This is a genomic window from Ramlibacter sp. (assembly GCF_028292805.1).
Taxonomy (GTDB): domain Bacteria; phylum Pseudomonadota; class Gammaproteobacteria; order Burkholderiales; family Burkholderiaceae_C; genus Ramlibacter.
On sequence record NZ_JAQGLS010000023.1, the window covers coordinates 1 to 19,881 of the forward strand.

Here is a 19,881-nt window from a genome sequence, read left to right on the forward strand (position 1 = left end):
GCAGCGGCGCCGCGCGCCGCTCCCAGCCCACGATGCGGCCGCGCCAGTCGCTCTCCCAGGCAGCCAAGCGCGCGCGGTAGGCCTCCTTGCGCGGCGGGTCGATCGCCTGCAGCCGGTCCGACAGCACGCGCGCCACCTCCGCCAGCCGGCGCGGGTCCAGGTGCAAGTGCGGGTTGCCTTGTTCGTGCACGTCGCCCGCGAAGGGGCCAGCGCCGGCAGGGCGCGGATCGAGCAGCTTGACGTGGTCGGCGGCCATCAGCAGGCCAGCCGCGCCGGGCTGCACCTGCGGGTTGCCGGCGCGCTGCTGCAGCATGGGCAGCCAGCCCGCTTCCAGGCCAGCGCCGGAGCAGACCGCCAGGTCGGCGCGGCGCAGCGCCGCGATCAGGCTGGGCCGCGCCTCGATGTGGTGCGGGTCCTGGCGCGAATGGGTGGCGCTGCGCACCTGCGCCTGCGGCGCCAGCTCCCTCACCAGCGCCGCCCATTCCGGGCCGCAGGTGAACACCGTCAGCGCCTGCGCGCTGCACGAAGCCCACAAGACGCAGGTGGCCAGCGCCCAACGCAGGGCAGGGGGTTTAAAACGCGTGCGCTGCATGGCTGCCGAAGTTGAGGACGTACTGGATTTGCATGGCATGGGTCGCTCCTTCGAAGCCGGCGGGGCTGCGTTGCCGCGTCAATTGCAGTCGCAGCACCTGGGCATGGGTGGGTTTGTAGGCGAGCATCAGCGCCGTCTCGCGCAGGCGTTCGTTCTCGAAATGGCCTTCGTGCGGCGCCCGCACGCGCAGCACGTCGGCGCGGGCGCCGGCCTCCCACTCCGGCGCGAACCTCCAGACCATGCTCAGGTAGCCGGCCTGGTGCTGGTCGCTGCGGCCGGCGAACCGGTTCAGCCCGCGCACCAGCGCATGCTCGTAGCTCACGCGCACCTGTTGCTGGGGGTTGTTGCCTTGCGGCGCCCACTTCCAGGCCATCTCGCCCAGCCACATGCGGCGGCCGCTGAAGGCCGCGCCATGGGCGTGGTCGTGGCCGGCGTGCTCCTCGTGTTCGTCCTCTTCCTCGCCTTCGTGGCCCGCCTCGACCGCCGCCTCGCGCCGGTTGTGCAGCAGCGACAGGCCGGCCTGCCAGCTCTGGCTGGTGCCCAGGTCGCCGCCGGTGCGCCCCGACAACACCAAGGCGCCCGGGCGCCGCGACGACGCTGCGTCCGGCACCAGCCGCCGGCCGCGGAACGCCTCTACCCCCAGGCGCAGGTAGAGGTCGGTCGGCGCCGTCCAGTTCAGGCGCACGCCATCGTCGTTCCAGTGGTTGCCCAGGAACGCGCGGTACAGCAGCGGCCGCTCGACGAAGTCGTCGGCGTGCGGGTGCTGCTCGTTCAGGTAGCCGATCTGGGAGGCGAAGCGGCCAGCCCTCAGCTGCAGGCCGGCCGGCAGGCTGCGGGTTTCGACCCACGCCTGCTCGGGCTCGAGCTCCAAGCGCTGGGCCTTGCCGTGCACCGAGACGCTGGCATGGGCGCGCAGGTGCGGCCCCAGCGGGCCGAACACCGAGACGTCGCTGTGGCCCAGCGCGACGCCGGGCTCGCGCCGGCCCAGCGCGATGGCGCGCTCGGTGGCCGAGAGGTCGACCACGGCGCCAGCCTGCCAGCCGGTGAAAGGGGACTGGGCGGTGGCGGCCGCGCTGGCGGCAAGCAACGCGCCGCCCAGGAGAAGGCGGCGCGCCACAAGCTGCGCCGCACGGGACATGCACTGGAAATGGGACAAGAAAGCCTCGCTGAACGGACGGAAAGGCTCCTGGCGGCAAAGCCGCGGGGAGTCCGGGTGGCGTCAGCGGGAAACGGGTGGGCCGCGCGCGTCGAACAGCGCGGCCCGGCGGGCGACGAAGTCGCCCTGGATGCAAGCCAGGAGGAAAGAGGACAGCACCAGCGGCAGCACCTGCACGGCAACGGTTGGTGCGCCCTCGTGGTTCAGCGGGTCGAACAAGCGGCAGTCCGATTCGCCTGCATGGCCGGCGAACAGAAAGCCAACCCAGTTGCCTTCGGCCGGCTGCGTGATCTGTGCGCTGCCCGTGCCCGGCGGCGCGAAGTGCGTGATGCGGTGCATCAGCCCGAGCGCCTGGGCCAGCACCAGGGCCAGCGCGAGCACCAGCAGCAGCCGGACAGCGGCGCGCCGCACGGCGGCCGGCAGGTGGTTGGTGGCGGAACGGGCGGACATGGGGGGCAGGGCGAACGGGCGATGGCGAGCTTAGCAGCTTGCCGTGCCACGCTGTGCAACGGACCGGCCGCGCGCTTGACGTATGCTGCCACCCTTTTTTGACCGCTTCCCGGATGTCCATTTCCCGCACCCTCGGCATTGATTTCGGCACTTCCAACTGCACCGCGTTCGCGCAGGACGCGCAGGGCCGGGTCGTGCCCATTCCGCTCGAAGGCGACGAGACCCTGCTGCCCACCGTGGTGTTCGCCGCGCGCGGCGAAGACCCCGACCATGTGCAGCCACGCCGCGTGGCGGCCGACCAGACCTTTCTGTCGGCCGCGCGCGGCGGCGTGGTGCTGTTCGGCTCGCCTGCCTTGCAGGCCTACATCGCCGACCCGCTCAGCGGCACGCTGGTGCGCTCGCCCAAGGCCTTCCTGGGCAGCGACCTGCCGGGCGGCTACGTGCCGGTCTTCACCGACGTGATCACGCGCATCCTGGTGCACATCCGCCAGCGCGCCGAAGCCTTCACCGGCGCCACCTACACGCGGGCCGTGGTCGGGCGGCCGGTGCACTACAACGGCGTGCTCGGCGCCAGGGGCGACCAGCAGGCCATCTCCATGATGGAAGCGGCGGTGCAGGCAGCCGGTTTTGCGCAATGGTCGTTCGTGGCCGAGCCGGTGGCGGCCTGCCTCAAGTTCGAGCAGACGCTGGAGCGGGAAACCATCGTGCTGGTGGTGGACGTGGGAGGCGGCACCACCGACTGCGCGGTGGTGCGCGCGCGCCCGGCCGGCGCCGGCCGCCGCTCGCGCGGCCAGGACGTGCTCGGCTTCAGCGGCGACCGCGTCGGCGGCACCGACTTCGACCAGTCGCTGGCCTGGAACGCCTTCATGCCGCTGTTCGGCCGCGGCCTGTCCACCAGGGAAGGGCGGCCGCTGCCGCATGGCGTGCTGGCCGACGCAGTCTCCACCCGCAGCGTGCCGGCGCAGGTGCGCTTTCGTGGCGCCGGCGGCGAGATCGCCCAGCTGCTGCGCAGCGTCAACGACACGGTGCCGATCGAGCGGCTGGCCAGCTTGCACCGCGAGCAGAACCAGCACCGCCTGGTGCGCAGCGCCGAGCTCGCCAAGATCGGCCTGTCCGATGCGGACAGCTTGCGGGCCGACCTGCAGTACGTGGAGGCTGGCCTGGGCGCGGACGTGACCCGGTCGGTCTACGAAGACGCCTGCCGCCAGTCGCTGGACAAGATCGAGTCGCTGGTGGCCGAAGCCAGGCAGGCCGCCGGCGTGGCGCCGCAACTGGTGTTCGTCACCGGCGGCATGGGCATGTCGCCGCCGGTGCGCGAGCGCCTGCGGCGCGTGCTCGGCGCCGCGGTGCCGGTCGAGAAGATCGGCGCGCTGACCTCGGTCGGCGCCGGGCTGGGCGTCGTGGCGGCGCAGCTCGATGCCGGCCATGATGCGTTCGGCGCGTAGCATCGCAGCCAATCACTCGGAGACTCCCATGAAAAAGATCGGCATGGTCGGCATCGGCCTGATGGGCCACGGCATCGCCAGCAACATCCTCAAGCACGGCTACGAGCTGGCCGTGTTCGAGCACCCGGGCAACCAGCCGCTGGACGCGCTCAAGGCGGCCGGCGCCGTGGGCTTCACCGACGCGGCCGAACTCGCCGCCCGCTGCGACGCCGTGATCCTGGTGCTGACCGGCTCGCCCCAGGTCGAGGCGGTGCTGACCGGCGCCGGCGGCGTGCTGGCGGGGCTGCGCCCGGGCAGCGTGGTGATCGACTGCTCCACCGCCATTCCGTCGTCGAGCGTGCGCATGGCGCAGGCGGTGGCCAAAGCGGGCAGCCGCTTCCTCGATGTGCCGATGACGCGCACGCCCAAGGAAGCGGCCGAGGGGCGCCTGAACCTGCTGGTGGGCGGTGATGCCGACGTGCTGGAGGAATGCCGGCCGCTGCTGTCGGCGTTCGCCGAGAACATCACCCACATGGGGCCGGTCGGGGCCGGCCACAGCATGAAGCTGCTGCACAACTACGTGTCGCTGGGCATGGTGACGCTGCTGGCCGAAGCCGCTGCCTGCGCCGGGCGCAACGGCGTGGCGGCCGACGCCTTCATCGACGTGCTGGCCAAGGGCGGCGGCGGCGGCATCGCGCTGGAGCGGATCAAGCCGTATGTGCTGGCGCGCGACACCTCGGGCCTGCGGTTTTCCATCGCCAATGCGCGCAAGGACCTCGATTACTACAACGCGATGGCGGCCGACGCCGGCGCCGCCCGCGACGTCGCGGCGGCCGTGCTGGCGACGCTGGAAGGCGCGCTGGCCAAGGGCGGCAACGAGGCGCTGGTGCCGGAGCTGGTGCGCCTGTTGGGCAAGGACGTCGGCTGAAGTGTTTCTCGTTCTCGACAAATCCGGAGATTCGTACAGACGGGAAACGCTTATGCCGGTCATCAGCCCAGCCTGACCGCCACAGCAAGCCAGGCGCTGACTTCCTTGGGCGGCGGTGCGCAGTCGCCGCAAGGCGCTGGGCATCAACGCCACCGCGACGGCGGAAGCCGCCGGCATCGCGCGCGTGCCGCTGTATCGCACCGAGAAGGGCGAGCCGTCGGTCACGATGGGGCGTACATGGCGCCTGCGCGGCGCCGGGCTTGCAGCCTCGTGTGGATCCGCCAGCAGCGACCGAGCTGCGGCCGTGCCGTGGCCGCATCCAGGTGGCGCCAGCGCTCGGCGACGACGAACGCGACCTGGTCGAGGCATTGCGCGTCGCGCTGGGCAACGGCGCCCGTGTTTGAGCGGTCGCACCACCGCCGGATCGCAACGCTGCTCGATGCGCTGCACGGTCCCTTGCTGCGCGGGCGCGGTTGCCTGTTCGGCGGCGGCACCGCCATGGCATTGCGCTTCGGTGAGTACCGTGAATCCGTCGCCGGCGACTTCCTGGTTTCGCGGCTGGATGACTGCCGGCACCTGCGCAATGAACCGACCGGCCCGCGGGGGCCGGCAGCAATCACGCGCGGACCCGGCCGGTTGGCACAGGTCGGCGAACTGCGCGCGCACCGGTGCGGGATCCGCACCCGCGTGGGCGTCGACTGCCAGCCATCATGTTCGAGATCGTGCTGGAGGGTCGCCTCGCCGTGCAAGCGCCGGGCGACGGCGACATGGCGCGGGATCGCGACGCCGACGCCGCTGGACATGGCGACCAGCAAGCTGCTGGCGAACTCCGACCGGTGGCCGGACGACGGCGTGTTCAGCCCTGACCTGATCGACCTGGCCATGATGCGGCCCTCGCTGGCCTTGCTGCGCAGCGCGGTGGCCAAGGCCGAAGGTGCCTATGGCGCATCCATCCCGAGAGACCTGGGCCGCGCCATCGACAGGATGCAGTCGCGCACCGGCTGGCTGGAGCGCTGCATGGAGGCGATGGGCATGCAGGGCCCGCCGGCGGTCGTGTGGCAGCGCATCCGCGCATTGCGCAGGGTGCTGCCGCGCGCTGCCTGATGCTTGCGGCGCAAGGCCGCAATGACACGGTCGGCGGTCGGGCCTCAACCCCCCGGCGCGACCCGCCACACGACGTTGCCCACATCGTCGGCCACCAGCAGCGCGCCCTTGCCATCCAGCGCCACCCCGACCGGGCGGCCGTAGGCATTGCCGTTGTTGCTGAGGAAGCCGCCCAGGAATTCCACCGGCTGGCCCGTCGGCTTGCCGAAGGCGAACGGCACGAACACAACGTTGTAGCCGGTCAGCGTCTTGCGGTTCCACGAGCCGTGCTGGCCGATGAAGGCGCCGCTGGCGTAGTTGCCGCCTATGCGCCCATCGGAGAACACCAGGCCCAGCGGCGCCACGTGCGAACCCAGCCCGTAGTCGGGCGCGATCGCCTTGGCCACCATTTGCGGATTGGCCGGCTTGACGCGCGCATCCACCTTGTTGCCCCAGTAACTCCAGGGCCAGCCGTAGAAGGCGCCGTCTTTGACCGAGGTCAGGTAATCGGGCACCAGGTCGTTGCCGAGTTCGTCGCGCTCGTTGACCACCGTCCACAAGGCTTTGCTCTCCGGCTCCCAGCCCAGGCCGTTCGGGTTGCGCAGGCCGCTGGCGAACAACCGTTTGCTGCCGCTGGCCCGGTCCACTTCCCAGATCGCGGCCCGGCCATCCTCGGCCGCCATGCCGTTGTCGCCGATGTTGCTGTTGGATCCCACCGTGGCGTACAGCTTGCTGCCGTCGGCGCTGGCGATGATGTTCTTGGTCCAGTGGTGGTTGGCGCCGGCCGGCAGGTCGGTCACCTTGACCGGCCTCGCACTGATGCTGGTCTGGCCAGCCTGGTACGGCACCTTGACGATGGCGTCGGCATTGGCGATGAACAGCTCGTTGCCGACCAGCGCCATGCCGAACGGCGAGAACAGGCCGGTCATGAACACCTGCTTGACCTCGGCCACGCCATCGCCGTCGGCATCGCGCAGCAGCGTGATGCGGTCGGCGCTGGGCACGCCGGCGCCGGCGCGCTTCATCACCAGGCCCATCGCCTTGCCGCGCACGCCCTCGGCATGGACGTTCCTGGCCCCGTCCTTGGCCGGCGGCTTGTTGCTCTCGGCCACCAGCACGTCGCCATTGGGCAGCGTGTAGACCCAGCGCGGATGGTCCAGGCCGCTGGCCAGCGCCGTCACCTTGAAGCCGGCCGGCGCCTTGGGCATGGTGCCTTGCGGCCAGCCGTCGGCCGGCGCGATGTTGACGGTGGGGATCAGGCGCTTGGCCGGCGCCGGCAACTGCGGATTCGGGCCGACGCCGGGGGCGGGCGCGGTGCCCTGGGGGGTGCCTTGCGCCAACGGCGCGCCGGCGCAGGCCGCGAGCGTGGCTGCGAGCAAGGAGGAAGCAAGAGGAAAGGCCTTGGGTTTCATCCGGGCAGTTTCGTCGGGCCGGTGCCAAGGACGCTGTAGGCGGACGCCGCGAGAACGGCGCCTATCCCATCCATTGCGGCAGCAGCCGCACCAGCGCCATGGCAACGATGCCTTGCACGCTCACGTAATGCCACATCAGCGCTGTGTTGTCGAGGGTGGCGCGCGCATCGGCGCGCAAGGCGCCGGACCAGGAACGCGCGAGCACGTAAGTTCCCATCAGCAGCAGGATCAGCGCATGGAAGCCTTGCCATGCCAGCATGGCGGCGACGCTCGCGCCCCAGGCGTGGTCCGTCGGCGACAGGTCGCTGCGCGCGTTGGCGGTGAAATCCAGCGCGATGCCGCCCAGGGTGCAGGCCAGCGCCGCCACCAGCGCCAGCCGCAGCAGGCCCTGGCCGCCGCGCCCGAGCCGCCAGACGGCGAACGCCAGCAGCGCCGAGCCGGCGACCAGCAGGCCGGACGCCGGCAACGCCCCGCCCGGCAGCGCGGCGCCCGGCGGCGGGCAGACGTCCAGCGCCATCGAGAGGTGGATGTGGGCGAAGGCCAGCGAGGCGAAGATGGTCGCGTCGACCGCCAGCAGGATGATCATGGCCCACCAGGAATGCGAGGCGCTGCCGCTGGCCGACGACGGAACCTCGACACCGTCGCCGATGGTCGCCGTCGGCCGCGGCGGCGGCTGGTCCGAGCCCCACAGCCAGTACACCATGGCGCCGATCGCGACCGCGCCGCAGATGAAGGCCGGCACCAGCCAGGCCACCGTCAGCAGCAGGAAGAAGCCGGCGGTGCCGGCCGCCGCCACGAACGGCGACCAGCCGTCGGTGGGCAGGCGCAGCAGGTGGCGGATCTCGCCGCGCAGCGGGCTGGTCACCAGGGTTTCGCGGCCGCCGAACACGGTGCCGGGCAGCCAGTGCCGGCCCGCTTCCACCTCGGCGGCCAGCGTGGGCCGGTCCCACAGCGGCGAGCGCGACGCCACCTGCGGGATGCTGCGGATGCCGTACTCTTCCTGCCCCAGCCACTCCAGCGTGTCGGCATGCCAGGGGTCGCCGTGCTTTTGCCAGGGGCGCCGCATGGTGCGCACCAGGTCCAGCAGGCACAGCGCCACGCCGGCGGCGAACACGAAGGCGCCCACGGTGGACAGCAGGTTCCACAGGCTCCAGCCCAGGCCGGCGTCATAGGTCACCACCCGCCGCGGCATGCCGTTCAGCCCTGCGATGTGCATCGGAAAGAAGGCCAGGTTGAAGCCGCCGAACATCAAGCCGAAGCTCCAGCGTCCGACGCGTTCCGACAAGCGCAGGCCGTTGAGCACCGGCATCCAGTGGTAGATGCCGGCGAACAGCGGGAACACCATGCCGCCGATCAGAACGTAGTGCAGGTGGGCCACGATGAAGTAGCTGTCGTGCACCTGCCAGTCGAACGGCGTCACCGCCACCATCACGCCGGTCAGGCCGCCCAGCACGAAGATGAAGTGAAAGCCCAGCAGGAACAGCGACGGCGTGGTCATGCGCACCTGGCCGCGCCAGAAGGTGGCGATCCAGGCGAACACCTGCACGCCGCTGGGAATGGCCACCGCGAAGCTGGCGGCCGACGTGACGTACAGCGCCAGCGGCCCGAGTCCGGCGGTGAACATGTGGTGCATCCACAGCAGGAAGCTGATGGCGCCCACCGCCACCAGCGCCCACACGATCGCGCGATAGCCCACCAGCCGGGTCTGCGCCGCCACCGGCACCATCATCGAGACCATGCCGGCGGCCGGCAGGAAGATGATGTAGACCTCGGGGTGGCCGAAGAACCAGAACAGGTGCTGCCACAGCAGCGGGTCGCCGCCGCGCGCCGGGATGAAAAAGGGCCAGTCGAGGGCCCGCTCCAGCTCCAGCAGGATGGTGCCGGCGATGATGGCCGGAAAGGCGAACACGATCATGAACGCCGTCACCAGCATCGCCCAGGCGAACAGCGGCATCTTCATCAGGCCCATGCCGGGCGCGCGCGTGAACAGGATGCCGATGATCAGCTCGATGGCGCCGGCGATCGCCGAGATCTCGATGAAGCCGATGCCCAGCAGCCACCAGTCGGCGCCGATGCCCGGTGAATGTTCCTTGCCGGTCAGCGGCGGGTACATGAACCAGCCGCCGTCGGGCGCCGCGCCGAAGAACACGGTGGCGAAGAAAGCCAGGCCGCCGATCGCGTAGGCCCAGAACGCATAGGCCGACAGGCGCGGAAACGGCAGGTCGCGCGCGCCCAGCATGCCCGGCAGCAGGTACACGGCGACGGCCTCTACCATCGGCACGGCGAAGAGGAACATCATCACCGTGCCGTGCATGGTGAACAGCTGGTTGTAGGTGGTGGCGCTGACCAGGCCGGCGTTGGGGAGCGCCAGCTGCGCCCGCATCAGCAGCGCCAGCATGCCGGCCAGAACGAAGAACAGCAGCGCCGTGCCCAGGTAGTAGACGCCGACGTGGTCGTTGTTGACGGCGCTGATCGCGCGCCAGCCCTTGGGGGGCTCCCAGGCGCGCTGCAGCGCCTCGAGTTCGCCGGCGGGGCGGGGCAGGGAGTTGGGCAGTTTCACTTCAGCGCCCCCAGCCAGTCGGCGATCGCGCCCAGCGTTTGCGCATCCAGCCTGTCATACGAAGGCATGCGCGCTCCCGTCTTCACCTCCTGCACGTGGGCGATCCAGCGCTCGCGCCCTTGCTGCGTGTTCGGCAGCGTCCCCGCCGCCAGCTGCAGGCGGCTGCCCACGTGCGTGAGATCCGGCCCGAGCCGGCTGTCCCCGCCCAGGCCGCGCACCGAGTGGCAGGCGTCGCAGCGGTTGGCCAAAAAAGCTTGCCGGCCCAGCGCCTGGCGCGGCGTCACCTGCGCCACCGCCGGGGCGGCTTGCTGCGCCAGCCAGGCATCGAACGCGGCTGGCTCCAGCGCCACCACGTGCAGCGCCATGCGGGCATGCTGCTCGCCGCAGAATTCGGCGCACTGGCCGCGGTAGGTTCCCGGCTGGTCAGCCGACAGCAGCAGGTGCTGCACCCGGCCCGGCACCATGTCGAGCTTGCCGGCCAGCTGCGGCACCCAGAAACTGTGGATGACGTCGGTGCTGGCCAGCGCCAGGTAGATCGGCCGTCCCACCGGGATCCGGATCTCGTTGGCGGTGAAGACGTCGTCGCCGTTGGCCGGGTCGCGGTAACGCACGTCCCACCACCACATGCGGCCGGTGACGCTGACCACCAGCGCGTCGGCCGGCGGCACCGGCTTCCAGGCCGGGCTCATCGGCAGCTGCCAGGCGAACAGCGCGGCCAGCACCAGGCCGGGAAACACCAGACCGCCGCCGACGATCCACAGCCGCGCGCTGGCCTTGCCGGGGCGGCGACGCAGCGACCATGCCAGCAGCGCCATCACGCCGGAGAAGATCAGCAAGGCGCCCACGAACAGCACCCAGCTGACCGTCTGGATCTGGCGCGCCGCCTCGCCTGCGGCCTGCAGCACGCCGGCCGTCATTCGAGCGTGAACAGGTAAGCGGCCATGGCCTGTGCATCGGCCGGCGCCACGCCCATGCTGGGCATCGCGGTGCCCGGCACCAGCGACTGCGGCGCGACGATCCAGCGCGCCAGCACCTCCTGCCGATTCGGCAGGCGGCCGGCGATGTAGCTGCGCAGGCTCCAGGCGTCCAGCGGCTGGGCCACCCGCGCGCGCGACGAAGCCACGCCAGGAATGGTGTGGCAGCTGCCGCACTGGTATTGCGCCAGCAGCGCCCGGCCGCGCTCGACGCGGACGTCGGCTTGCGCGCCCACGCAAAGCAAGGCCAGCAGCAAGGCACGGACCAGGGCGAATCGAGTCGGCTGCATCGCGCCATTCTGGCCCGCAGCCGCGCTGCCGTGGGCCAGAATCGCTCCAGATGCAGAAACGAACGGTGCTCCTCGTCGCCACCGCGACCGTTGCCGCGCTGGCCGCGGCCGGCGCGCTGGCCTTCGCGGCGGTGGTCTGGGGCGGCCTCTACAACGTGTCGGCCACCAGCCAGCACCTGCAGCTGACGCACACCGTGCTGGAGACGGCGATGCGCCAGGCGGTGCGGCTGCGCGCCCGCGATCTCACCGAGCCGCCGCTGGCCGACGAGCGCATGGCCTTGCGTGGCGCGGCCTGCTTTCGCGACAAGTGCGTGCAGTGCCATGGCGCGCCGGGCGTGGCGCAGGGCGACATCGGCCAGAGCATGCAGCCGGTGCCGGGGCCGCTGGTCGATGCCCGCCGCCACTGGCGCCCGCGCGAGCTGTACTGGCTGACGCGCCAGGGCATCAAGATGAGCGGCATGCCGGCCTGGGAGTTCCGCCTGGGCGACGAGCAGCTGTGGGAGGTGGTGGCCTTCATGCAGCGGCTGCCGGACCTGAACGCGCCGGCCTACGCCGACTGGATGCGGCGCGCCCCGGCCTGCGTCCGTCCGCCCCAGCCGCTGCAGGCCAGCGTCGACGTGGACCGCGGCCGGCTGGCGCTGGCGCAGCATGCCTGCCATGCCTGCCACACGATCCCTGGGATCACCGGGCCGTCCGCGCATGTCGGCCCGCCGCTGGCCGGCATCGCCAGCCGGCAGCTGATCGCCGGCACGCTCGCCAACACGCCCGAGAACCTGGCGCGCTGGCTGGTGGCGACGCAGCAAGTCAAGCCGGGCACGGCGATGCCGCAGCTGGGCGTGTCCGAGCGCGATGCGCGCGACATGGCGGCTTACCTGGCCACGTTGCGTTAGCGCTGCGCCCGAGATGCCGATCGTCATCTGCATCGGGCCGGCGGCCGGGCGCAGGCTGCGGGCGGCATCGGGTATCGCCGGCACCAACATGTGCATCGCCTGGGTGCCCGTGAGGGTCACCGGCACCAGCAGCCACAAGGCCGGGGCGGGCGGGGAAGGGGAGGCGGAATCCGGGGGGCTCATTCCCGGCGGCTGATGGACAGCGCTTGCCGCGCCGTCGACTCGCGGCCGCTGCGTGTGGCCGCAGCGTGGCCGCAGCGGGGATGTCAGACGTCGACGATTTCCTGCTTGCCGGCCCGGCTGCGCAGGCTCATGGCGACCTCGGCGCTGTAGTTGCTGCGCGAGAGCACGGTGTCGACATGCACCCAGTCGCCGCGCGCCTCGGACGGCGTCAGCGTCAGCAGCAGGTAGCCGCGGCTGCTGGTTTCGGCATAGCGCAGGTCGGGCACCATCTTGGGGAAGGCGTCTTCCAGCACGGCCGACGAGATCAGCGGGAAGAAGCGCTCGAAGCCGGGCGAGCTGACCGAGGCGGTGGCGAACTCCACGCCGACGACCTTGCCGGCCGCCAGCGTCAGGTCGCTGGCCCAGGCGTTGTGAGTGTCGCCGGCCAGCGACACCAGGTTCTTGTTCAAGGAGTCCGCGGTCGCCAGCACCGACTCGCGCGCCGCCGGGTAGCCGTCCCAGGCGTCCAGGTTGTAGGGCACGCGCTCTTGCTGCATCAGCTCGCGCTGGCGGTCGCTGCGCAAGGCTTCCGGGGTGGCCTGCGCCAGCAGGAACTCGCCCAGGGTCTGCAGGTTGAAGGCCGAGGCGACGCTCAGCGGAATCAGCATGCGCGCCATCAGCACCTGCTGCCCCAGCACCTGCCAGCTGGCCTTGGACCGGGTCATCTGGCCGGTCAGCCAGGCCGATTGCTCCACGCCCAGCAGCTGCCGGTCGGTGCCCTGGCTCTGGCCGTCCAGGAACTGGTCCATGCTGTGCTGCTCGTCGCGCCCGATCAGGCGCGTGTCCAGCACATGCAGCGAAGCCAGGTTGCCGAAGTCGAAACTGCGGTAGATCTTGAGCGGATTGGACGGGTCGGGCACCCGGATCGGCAGCCACTCCTGGTAAGCCTGCACCGCCGCGGCGCGCCGCGCCGCGAAGCTGCCGTCGCCGGCCGGGTCGTGGTCGACGGCGCCTTCGCGCCAGGTGTTGTCGGCCACGTCGTGGTCGTCCCACACGGCGATCATCGGCACGCTGGCATGCAGCGCCCGCAGGTCGGGGTCGGTCTTGTACTGCGCGTGGCGCTTGCGGTAGTCGTCCAGCGTCAGGATCACATGGTCCGGCCTGGACACCCGGTCGATGGCGATGGCCAACTGCGAGGCATAGCCCAGCACCCCGAACTCGTAGATGTAGTCGCCCAGGTGCAGCGCGAAGTCGATGTCATCGCGCCGCGCCGCATGGCCGTACGCGTTGAAGTAGCCGGCCGGGAAGTTGGCGCAGGAGAACACGCCCAGGCGCAGCTTGCGGATGGCGCTGCCGGGGAGCGTGCGGGTGAGGCCGACATTGGAGACTTCGCCGGCGAAGCGGAAGCGGTAGTAGTAGGTGGTGCCCGGCTCCAGGCCGGTCACGTCGATCTTGACGGTGTAGTCCTGGTCGGGGCCGGTGCTGGCCGTGCCGTCGCTCACGCGCACGCCGAAGTTGCGGTCGAGCGCCAGCTCCCATTGCAGCGACAGCACGCCGGGCGCCGCGGCGCTGACGTGGGTCCACAGGATCACGCGGTCGGCCAGCGGGTCGCCGCTGGCCACGCCGTGCATGAAGACGCCCTCGGCCTGCTCGGCGCCGGCGACCAGCGGGTTGTCGCCTTCGGCGCCGGCCTCGCTGGAGCCGCCGCCGCCGCCACACGCCGTCAGGCTGGCGCCGGTGATGCCCATGGCCATCAGGATCGCGCCGCGCACCAGCGAGCGCCGGGACACGTTGGCATGGCGCCGGATGGTGTCCGCGGCCAGTCGGGTGGCGGGGTCGGGGGACTGCGGGATTGGCGGCATGCTGGCTTTCAATGATGCTGAGCCGGCGGATTGCAGGCCCGGCGATTGAATGCCAGCCGGGCTCCAGCCGCGGTCAGCCTTGTGTCTGACGCGCTGTCGGAGCGCGCCTACAGCCGTCGCAGACTTACAGCGACTTACAGCTTGGCCAGTGCCTGGTCGACCCAGGTGCGGTCCCAGGTGCCACCGGTAATCTGCTTTTCCCATTGCTGTTCGAGCGCGTGCTTTTCCTCGGCCCGGCCGAGGATGCGGGCCACTTCGGACTGCGGCCCCACCAGCGCGCCGTCGTGGTCGCCGATTCATCAGGTCGCCCGGCTGGATCGAGAGGCCGCCGCGGGCCAGCAGGCCCAGTGGCGTAGTTGCTCATCATCGCGCTGATGATGGCGGTGTTGAGCGCGCCACCCGCATCCACCACCAGCACGTCACCCGACTGGGCCGGGTCGATCGCCTTGTGCAGGAACAGGTTGTTACCGGGGCGCACCCGCACCGTCAGTGCCGGCCCGGCAAAGCGCTTGCGCTTGCCGAACTGCAAGGAGCCGCCACCGAACGCCTGCAGGCGGTTGGCCGCGTCGCCGACCACGGCGACGGGATGGCGACGCGCCCTCGAGCTGGACGGCCAGCTCGCGGACCTCGGTCATGCCCATGGTGGTTGTTGACGACTCGCCGTCCAAGACGCTGCGCGTGCGCAGCAGCTGAAACAATCAGTCACCTTTTGGGGTGTTCCCTCACACATCCGGAGGATGTGTCGCCACTCCCCGGGGTCCGTAATCCAGGGTTCACGGATTCGTTCCGTGGGCGGACGGGGGCCACATGCTGCGGAACGCATTTCTCATGGGGTTGACGCTGTGCCAGATGGCGGTGGCCATGGCCTGGGGACGCGACAGCGCGCATGCGGCGATGCACGAGCGCTGCTTTTCCTCGTCCGAGCGCTCGCAGGAGCTCGGCCTGTTCGACCGGTTGCAGGCCGACCGTGCGCGGCACGCGCAACCGGTTCCCGTTCCCCCGCGCTTCCATGACGCGCTGGCGCGTCTGAAGAAGGTGGCGCGCATTCCCAACGGCGCGCGCGTCGAACTGGTCGGCACCCATTCGGGCAGCAGCGCGTCGGTGCTCAGTTCCGGCGTCATCTTTCTGTCCAGCAGGTTGTGGCGCGACGAGCTGAGCCTGGACCGGGAAGAGGCCGCCGCCGTCATCGCCCATGAACTGGCCCACCTGGAGCTGTCGCACGTGAAGGACAGGCTGTGCGAGGCCGTGGCGGCGGCCGGCAACGAACAGATCCCGCTGGCCGCTGCCACCCGCGCCGCCCGCCAGGCGGTCTGGTCGGGCGACGACCAGCTGGCGGTGCGGATGATGCAGGCCAACCACCTGCGCGAGTTGCAGGCGGACCGGCGGGCGGCGGAGCTGCTGCGGCTGGCCGGGCTGCCCGGCGAGGCGGTCGGCCGCATGCTGCTGAAACTGGCCCGCAGCGACGGCGGCGGCTATTCGGGCTCGCATCCGGCGCTGGAGAGCCGGCTGGAAAACCTGGGCCAGGCGGTCAGCGCGCGCTAGGCTGCGCTACACCGCCGCCGCCGCCGCCGCCGCCGCGCCCGGCGCGATCAGGTCGACCTGAGCAAGCTCGGGCTCGGCCGTCATTCCGCCGGCAGCCAGGGCCGCCCGCGTGTCCCGCACCGAATCCACCAGCTGCGGCAGCCAGTCACCCGCTTGGCCGCTGTCGGCGCAGGCGTCCTCCAGCGCCCCGGCCAGCGCGCTGACGCGCCCCAGCCCGCCCATGCCGGCCGAGCCCCGCAGGCGATGGGCAGCGGCGCCGATGGCCGCCGCCGTCGCCGCCACGCCGATCTCGTCGACCGTCCGCTGCACCGACTCGATGATGTTGCGCATCAGCAGCCGGAACTCCGCTTCACTTCCCAGGCTGCGCAGCGACGCGATCTGCGGCGCGTCGAGCAGCGGCAGGTCGAGCGGGCGCGCCGAGTGCGCGTCTTCGGGCGCGGACGCGGCTCGCACCGCGCTTTGGCGGCCACCCCCTGACGCATGGCGCGCGATGGCCGCGTCCAGCCGGTCCCACTCGATCGGCTTCATCAGGCATTCGTCCATGCCGGCCTGCAGGTAGCGCGCCTGCTCCTGGCTCATCACGTTGGCCGTCAGGCCGATGATGGGGATGCGCCCCAGGTCGCCGGGCAGGGCGCGGATGCGCCGGGTGGCCTCGACGCCGTCCATGACCGGCATCTGCACGTCCATCAGCACCAGCTCGAACGGCTGCGCCTGCACGGCCTGGAGCGCCGCCGCGCCGTCATGGGCGAACACCACGTGGTGCCCGCGCGCCCCCAGGGCCAGCTGCAGGATGTCGCGGTTGACCTGGACGTCTTCCGCCACCAGGATGCGCTGGGGCGACGCGGCCTGCAGTGCTTGCGTGACGGTCGCGGTGTGGTGGGCGGGATCGCCCGCTTCCAGCGGGAGCTCGAGGGTGAACACGCTGCCCAGGCCAGGGGTGCTGGCCACGGTGATGCGCCCGCCCATCGCCTCGGCCAGCCGCCGGCTGATCGCCAGCCCCAGCCCGCTGCCGCCGTACTGGCGCGCCGTGCTGCCGTCGGCCTGCGTGAAGGGGGTGAACAGGATCTGCAGCTTGTCCGCCGCGATGCCGATGCCGGTGTCGCGCACCTCGAAGCGATAGTGCACGCGGCCGGCGGCGTCGGCCTGCCCGTCGACCTGCAGCGTTGCGCTGCCTTGCGACGTGAACTTGACGGCATTGCCGGCGAGATTGAGCAGGATCTGGCGCAGCCGGGTCGGGTCGCCCCGCACCACGGCCGGCGTGCCGGGCGCCAGCTGCGCGGAAAAGGCCAGGCCTTTTTCCAGCGCCATGGGATTGATCAGCGAGCGCACCTGCTCGAGCATCTCGTCCATGTGGAAGTCGATGGCTTCCAGCGTCAGCTTGCCGGTCTCGATGCGCGAGAAGTCCAGGATGTCGTTGATCACGTTCACCAGGTGCCGGCCCGATGCGCGCATGGTGTCGACGTAGCGGCGCTGTTCGGCCGTCAGCGGCTGCGTCGCCAGCAGGTCCGCCATCCCGAGCACCCCTGTCATCGGCGTGCGGATCTCGTGGCTCATGGCGGCCAGGAACTCGGCGCGCGCGTCGCTCTTGCGACGCAGCTGGACCAGCAGCCGCTCCAGCTCGGCCCGCAGCACCGCGAACGGCAGGCTGCACAGCACGGTGGCGCCCAGAAACAGCTGCAAGGCCTGCACCCGGGCGGCCATGCCGCTGCCCGGCGGCAGGAACTGGAACAGCGCGCCGACGTTGCGCGCGGCGAACCAGCCGCCCAGGATGGACAGGAAGGCGATGGTCGCGGTGACACCGAGCAGCCGGTAGCGCCAGGTGCACACCACCACCAGCGGAAACGACAGCAGCAGCAGCGGCGCATAGACCGGCTGGCGCAACAGGGCCACGCAGGCAACCGTGATGACGGCCACCCCGGCGACGCGCCGCCACAGTGCCAGCCGGGGTGCGCCGGTGGTCGGCACCGGCGCCGGCGCCCTCCATTCCAGCAGCAGCGGCGTGAGCGTGACGTAGGCCAGCATGGAGGCGAGGTACCACGTGGCCCACTGCGGCGCGAACGGGACGCCGGTTGCCATGTGGATGGCCGCGGCGGCGGCGGCCCCGCTGGCGATGGGCACGGCCAATGCGGCCAGCAGCAGCCGCGGCAACTGCGCGCTGCCGTACCAGGGGCTGCTGAGGCCGTGGCGGCCATGCAGCGCGGCCGCCACGGCCAGCACCTCCAGGGCGTTGCAGCCGCCCACCAGCCAGGGCTGCGGCGCGCCGGCCAGCTCGCGGGCTGCCCCCGCCGCCAGCCACAGCATGGGCGCCAGCACGAACCAGTGCCGGCGCGGCGCCAGCAGCAGCACGAACACCCCCACGACGTTCGCCCCGCGCAACGCGGGGTTGTCACCGTACAGGGCGGTGGGGACCGCCTGGACCGCGAAGTAGGTTGCGGCGAACGCGATCCAGCGCAGGATGTCGTTGGGCCTCATCCGGGTCGTCGTCGTCATAGGGGGTAGCCCCCCTCGTTCAGGATGTTCAGGTACGCGTCGTAGACGAACACCCGGTTCCTCCTCTGCCCGGTCAGCTCCCGCGCGATCCCGCTCTCCACCAGGGCCAGCATGGACTTGTTGGCCGTCGGAAAGCTGATCCCGGCCGTCGCCGCCACCTGCCGCAGGCTGCACAAGGGCCGTTGCCGCATGGTTTCGAGCACGCGCAGGACGTTGGCGTTGCGCCCGCCGGCCGCCTGCACCCGCTGCACGTCCTGCTGGAACAGGTCCACCAGCCGCCTGGCCGTCTGCACCGCCCCGTGCGCCGTCTGCTCCACGCCTTCCAGGAAGAAATCGACCCAGGCTTCCCAGTCACCGTCGGTCCGGACCCGATCGAGCAACTGGTAGTACAGGGCGCGGTGCTGCTTCAGGTACAGGCTGAGGTAGAGCAGCGGCTGGCGCAGCACGCCGCCGTCATGCAGCAGCATGGCGATCAGCAATCGGCCCAGCCGGCCATTGCCGTCCAGGAAAGGGTGGATGGTCTCGAACTGCACGTGCGCGACCGCCGCCTTGAGCAGCACCGGCAGCCGGCCGCCATCGGCGGCGCCGGGCGGCGAGCTGGCACGGTCCTGGATGAAAGCTTCCAGGGCCCCCATGCAGGCGTCGACGTCATCGGGCGGCGGCGGCACGAAGCGCGCATTGCCGGGCCGGGTGCCGCCGATCCAGTTCTGGCTGCGGCGGAACTCGCCGGGCAGCATCGCGCTGCCGCGGCCGCGCGCCATCAGGCGTTCGTGCATCTCGCGCAGCAACCGGTTGCACAGCGGAAAGCCCTCGCCCAGGCGCGCCATGCCGTGCTCCAGCGCGGCCACGTAGTTGGAGACTTCCACCACGTCGTCCAAGGGAACGCCCGGCACTTCGTCCAGCTCGAACAGCAGCAGGTCGGAGAGCGACGAATGCGTTCCTTCGATCTGCGACGACAGCACGGCTTCGCGGCGAACGTAGGCGTAGAGGAACAGCTGGGGGTCGGGCAGCAGCAGCGCGATGCTGTCCAGCCGGCCCAGTGCCAGGGTGGCCCGCTCCAACAGGGCTTGTCGCTCGCCGGTCAGCTCCAGGGCTGGCGTGGGCGGTAGCGGGTACGGAATGAAAGCGCGGACGGTTTCGTCGCCGGCCACGCTGCTGGAATGCTTGCCCGTGGCCTCACGCCGCATGACGGGGCCTGGGGACGAAGCTTGAATAAGAAAGGGCGCTATTCAACACGGGCGCACTTTACTTTAATAAGAAGGGCAGCTCAACCGTTTCGGGGCGCTGGCGGGTTGGTGAAGCGGTCGGCCTTTGCCGGCAACCTGTTCGCGTTGCGGGATGACGGGCACGGCTGCGGCGAACGCGGCTTCGAAACGAATGCGTCTTGCGCAGTTGGTCGGCTGACTGGGCTCGGCCGAAAAAGGTCAGCTTGGGCCCGATGACAACAGGCGGAAGTTGCGATCCAAGCCACATCTTGAACTTGGGAAGCTGCCTCGTCTTACCTGATTAGGTTCGAGGCACCAAACAGGGGTTCCACGACTTTCCAGCTAGCGACGTTGCTTGACGATCGGGCAGTGGGCGCAGTACTGGGTGGAGCGGCTGGCGGGAATCGAACCCGCATTATCAGTATGGGAAACTGAAGTCCTGCCATTGAACGACAGCCGCACTGGCACTCGTAGATTCTACTTCTCGCCGTGCTGAATTGAATCGCCCCGGGGTTCCTTGGAGGCCAGTTGGTTTAAGTCAGACCTCCACCGAGGTGGCCTTGACCTGCCCGGTTTTTCCGGACCAGTGATTTCTAGGAAGATGGCTCCAATCCGCAGAGGAGCCCATGAGAAAGAGTCGATTCACCGAGGAGCAGATGGTCACGGTACTGCGTGAGGCAGACCGAACGACGGTGGCCGAGGCGGCCAAGAAGCACAAGGTCAGTGAGCCCACGATCTACGCCTGGCGCAAGCACTTTGGCCAGATGGACGCAGCCGATGTCAAACGCCTGAAGGCGTTGGAGCAGGAGAACTCGCGCCTGAAGAAGCTGCTGGCCGAAGCGGCGCTGGACATCGAGGTGC

General features: G+C 70.7%; 18 protein-coding genes, 1 tRNA gene and 1 pseudogene. 7 read left to right on the forward strand and 13 right to left on the reverse strand.

Going from position 1 to position 19,881, the window contains the following annotated elements:
* The 3 genes from JWP65_RS01110 to JWP65_RS01120 form a co-directional block, all read right to left on the reverse strand.
* On the reverse strand, positions 1-592 hold a 592-nt coding region (locus JWP65_RS01110; protein ID WP_299759529.1), incomplete at its 3' end, for a zinc ABC transporter substrate-binding protein.
* On the reverse strand, positions 573-1,730 hold the full coding sequence (locus JWP65_RS01115; RefSeq protein ID WP_299759530.1) for a hypothetical protein: 1,158 nt from the start codon (positions 1,728-1,730) through the stop codon (positions 573-575). The genes JWP65_RS01115 and JWP65_RS01110, both read right to left, overlap by 20 nt.
* A gap of 81 nt (positions 1,731-1,811) precedes the next feature.
* Positions 1,812-2,198, reverse strand: a complete 387-nt coding sequence (locus JWP65_RS01120) for a hypothetical protein (protein WP_299759532.1) — start codon at positions 2,196-2,198, stop codon at positions 1,812-1,814.
* A gap of 113 nt (positions 2,199-2,311) precedes the next feature.
* On the opposite strand from JWP65_RS01120, the gene yegD reads away from it, so the two are divergent.
* The 3 genes from yegD (at position 2,312) to JWP65_RS01135 (ending at position 5,654) form a co-directional block, all read left to right on the forward strand.
* Positions 2,312-3,643 (forward strand): molecular chaperone, encoded by a 1,332-nt coding sequence (gene yegD / locus JWP65_RS01125; protein WP_299759534.1) that lies wholly within the window; start codon positions 2,312-2,314, stop codon positions 3,641-3,643.
* 28 nt (positions 3,644-3,671) lie between these two features.
* Positions 3,672-4,550, forward strand: a complete 879-nt coding sequence (locus tag JWP65_RS01130) for an NAD(P)-dependent oxidoreductase (protein ID WP_299759536.1) — start codon at positions 3,672-3,674, stop codon at positions 4,548-4,550.
* 237 nt (positions 4,551-4,787) lie between these two features.
* Positions 4,788-5,654 (forward strand): hypothetical protein, encoded by an 867-nt coding sequence (locus JWP65_RS01135; RefSeq protein WP_299759538.1) that lies wholly within the window; start codon positions 4,788-4,790, stop codon positions 5,652-5,654.
* Positions 5,655-5,698: 44 nt separating this feature from the next.
* Here the strand turns inward: JWP65_RS01135 and JWP65_RS01140 are convergent, their stop codons facing one another.
* From JWP65_RS01140 to JWP65_RS01155, 4 genes are all read right to left on the reverse strand, one after another.
* On the reverse strand, positions 5,699-7,045 hold the full coding sequence (locus tag JWP65_RS01140) for a sorbosone dehydrogenase family protein (RefSeq protein WP_299759540.1): 1,347 nt from the start codon (positions 7,043-7,045) through the stop codon (positions 5,699-5,701).
* 61 nt (positions 7,046-7,106) lie between these two features.
* Positions 7,107-9,605 carry a cbb3-type cytochrome c oxidase subunit I gene (locus JWP65_RS01145; RefSeq protein ID WP_299759542.1) on the reverse strand — a complete coding sequence of 833 codons (2,499 nt, stop codon included), beginning with the start codon at positions 9,603-9,605 and terminating at the stop codon, positions 7,107-7,109.
* Entirely contained in the window at positions 9,602-10,510 is a 909-nt protein-coding gene (gene coxB / locus JWP65_RS01150) for a cytochrome c oxidase subunit II (protein ID WP_299759544.1), read from the reverse strand. Before coxB ends, JWP65_RS01145 begins: the two co-directional genes overlap by 4 nt.
* Positions 10,511-10,518: 8 nt before the next feature.
* A complete protein-coding gene (locus JWP65_RS01155; RefSeq protein ID WP_299759546.1) occupies positions 10,519-10,869 on the reverse strand; it encodes a c-type cytochrome in 351 nt (116 codons plus the stop codon).
* Positions 10,870-10,919: 50 nt separating this feature from the next.
* Here JWP65_RS01155 and JWP65_RS01160 point away from each other — a divergent pair, with 50 nt between their 5' ends.
* Both JWP65_RS01160 and JWP65_RS01165 read left to right on the forward strand, forming a co-directional pair.
* Complete coding sequence (locus tag JWP65_RS01160; RefSeq protein WP_299759548.1) at positions 10,920-11,759, forward strand: c-type cytochrome; 840 nt, start codon at positions 10,920-10,922, stop codon at positions 11,757-11,759.
* A gap of 13 nt (positions 11,760-11,772) precedes the next feature.
* Positions 11,773-11,955 (forward strand): hypothetical protein, encoded by a 183-nt coding sequence (locus JWP65_RS01165; protein ID WP_299759550.1) that lies wholly within the window; start codon positions 11,773-11,775, stop codon positions 11,953-11,955.
* A 70-nt stretch (positions 11,956-12,025) separates the two neighbouring features.
* Here the strand turns inward: JWP65_RS01165 and JWP65_RS01170 are convergent, their stop codons facing one another.
* The 3 genes and pseudogenes from JWP65_RS01170 to JWP65_RS01180 all read right to left on the reverse strand — a co-directional run.
* Positions 12,026-13,783, reverse strand: coding sequence for an alkaline phosphatase (locus JWP65_RS01170; protein ID WP_299759552.1), 1,758 nt, complete (start codon positions 13,781-13,783; stop codon positions 12,026-12,028).
* 134 nt (positions 13,784-13,917) lie between these two features.
* On the reverse strand, positions 13,918-14,055 hold the full coding sequence (locus JWP65_RS01175; protein WP_299759562.1) for a hypothetical protein: 138 nt from the start codon (positions 14,053-14,055) through the stop codon (positions 13,918-13,920).
* 89 nt (positions 14,056-14,144) lie between these two features.
* Positions 14,145-14,360 (reverse strand): annotated as a pseudogene (locus tag JWP65_RS01180) (RraA family protein); the annotation flags it as partial.
* A 230-nt stretch (positions 14,361-14,590) separates the two neighbouring features.
* On the opposite strand from JWP65_RS01180, the gene JWP65_RS01185 reads away from it, so the two are divergent.
* Positions 14,591-15,325: a M48 family metalloprotease gene (locus JWP65_RS01185; protein WP_299759554.1), complete on the forward strand. Its 735-nt coding sequence runs from the start codon at positions 14,591-14,593 to the stop codon at positions 15,323-15,325.
* A 6-nt stretch (positions 15,326-15,331) separates the two neighbouring features.
* Here JWP65_RS01185 and JWP65_RS01190 read toward each other — a convergent pair whose 3' ends face one another.
* The 3 genes from JWP65_RS01190 to JWP65_RS01200 all read right to left on the reverse strand — a co-directional run bounded on the left by JWP65_RS01190 (position 15,332) and on the right by JWP65_RS01200 (position 19,480).
* On the reverse strand, positions 15,332-17,797 hold the full coding sequence (locus tag JWP65_RS01190) for an ATP-binding protein (protein ID WP_299759556.1): 2,466 nt from the start codon (positions 17,795-17,797) through the stop codon (positions 15,332-15,334).
* 14 nt (positions 17,798-17,811) lie between these two features.
* Positions 17,812-19,002: a Fic family protein gene (locus JWP65_RS01195; protein ID WP_299759558.1), complete on the reverse strand. Its 1,191-nt coding sequence runs from the start codon at positions 19,000-19,002 to the stop codon at positions 17,812-17,814.
* Between the two features lie 404 nt (positions 19,003-19,406).
* Positions 19,407-19,480 (reverse strand) — tRNA-Gly (locus JWP65_RS01200).
* Positions 19,481-19,646: 166 nt separating this feature from the next.
* Here JWP65_RS01200 and JWP65_RS01205 point away from each other — a divergent pair.
* Positions 19,647-19,881 (forward strand): transposase (locus JWP65_RS01205; RefSeq protein WP_299759560.1); only part of this gene is annotated, 235 nt, incomplete at its 3' end.

Coding starts and splice junctions, on each gene's coding strand:
- JWP65_RS01115 (WP_299759530.1), bottom strand. CDS start 1,730: ATGTCCCGTGCGGCGCAGCTTGTGGCGCGCCGCCTTCTCCTGGGCGGC.
- JWP65_RS01120 (WP_299759532.1), bottom strand. CDS start 2,198: ATGTCCGCCCGTTCCGCCACCAACCACCTGCCGGCCGCCGTGCGGCGC.
- yegD (WP_299759534.1), top strand. CDS start 2,312: ATGTCCATTTCCCGCACCCTCGGCATTGATTTCGGCACTTCCAACTGC.
- JWP65_RS01130 (WP_299759536.1), top strand. CDS start 3,672: ATGAAAAAGATCGGCATGGTCGGCATCGGCCTGATGGGCCACGGCATC.
- JWP65_RS01135 (WP_299759538.1), top strand. CDS start 4,788: ATGGCGCCTGCGCGGCGCCGGGCTTGCAGCCTCGTGTGGATCCGCCAG.
- JWP65_RS01140 (WP_299759540.1), bottom strand. CDS start 7,045: ATGAAACCCAAGGCCTTTCCTCTTGCTTCCTCCTTGCTCGCAGCCACG.
- JWP65_RS01155 (WP_299759546.1), bottom strand. CDS start 10,869: ATGCAGCCGACTCGATTCGCCCTGGTCCGTGCCTTGCTGCTGGCCTTG.
- JWP65_RS01160 (WP_299759548.1), top strand. CDS start 10,920: ATGCAGAAACGAACGGTGCTCCTCGTCGCCACCGCGACCGTTGCCGCG.
- JWP65_RS01165 (WP_299759550.1), top strand. CDS start 11,773: ATGCCGATCGTCATCTGCATCGGGCCGGCGGCCGGGCGCAGGCTGCGG.
- JWP65_RS01170 (WP_299759552.1), bottom strand. CDS start 13,783: ATGCCGCCAATCCCGCAGTCCCCCGACCCCGCCACCCGACTGGCCGCG.
- JWP65_RS01185 (WP_299759554.1), top strand. CDS start 14,591: ATGCTGCGGAACGCATTTCTCATGGGGTTGACGCTGTGCCAGATGGCG.
- JWP65_RS01190 (WP_299759556.1), bottom strand. CDS start 17,797: ATGAGGCCCAACGACATCCTGCGCTGGATCGCGTTCGCCGCAACCTAC.
- JWP65_RS01195 (WP_299759558.1), bottom strand. CDS start 19,002: ATGCGGCGTGAGGCCACGGGCAAGCATTCCAGCAGCGTGGCCGGCGAC.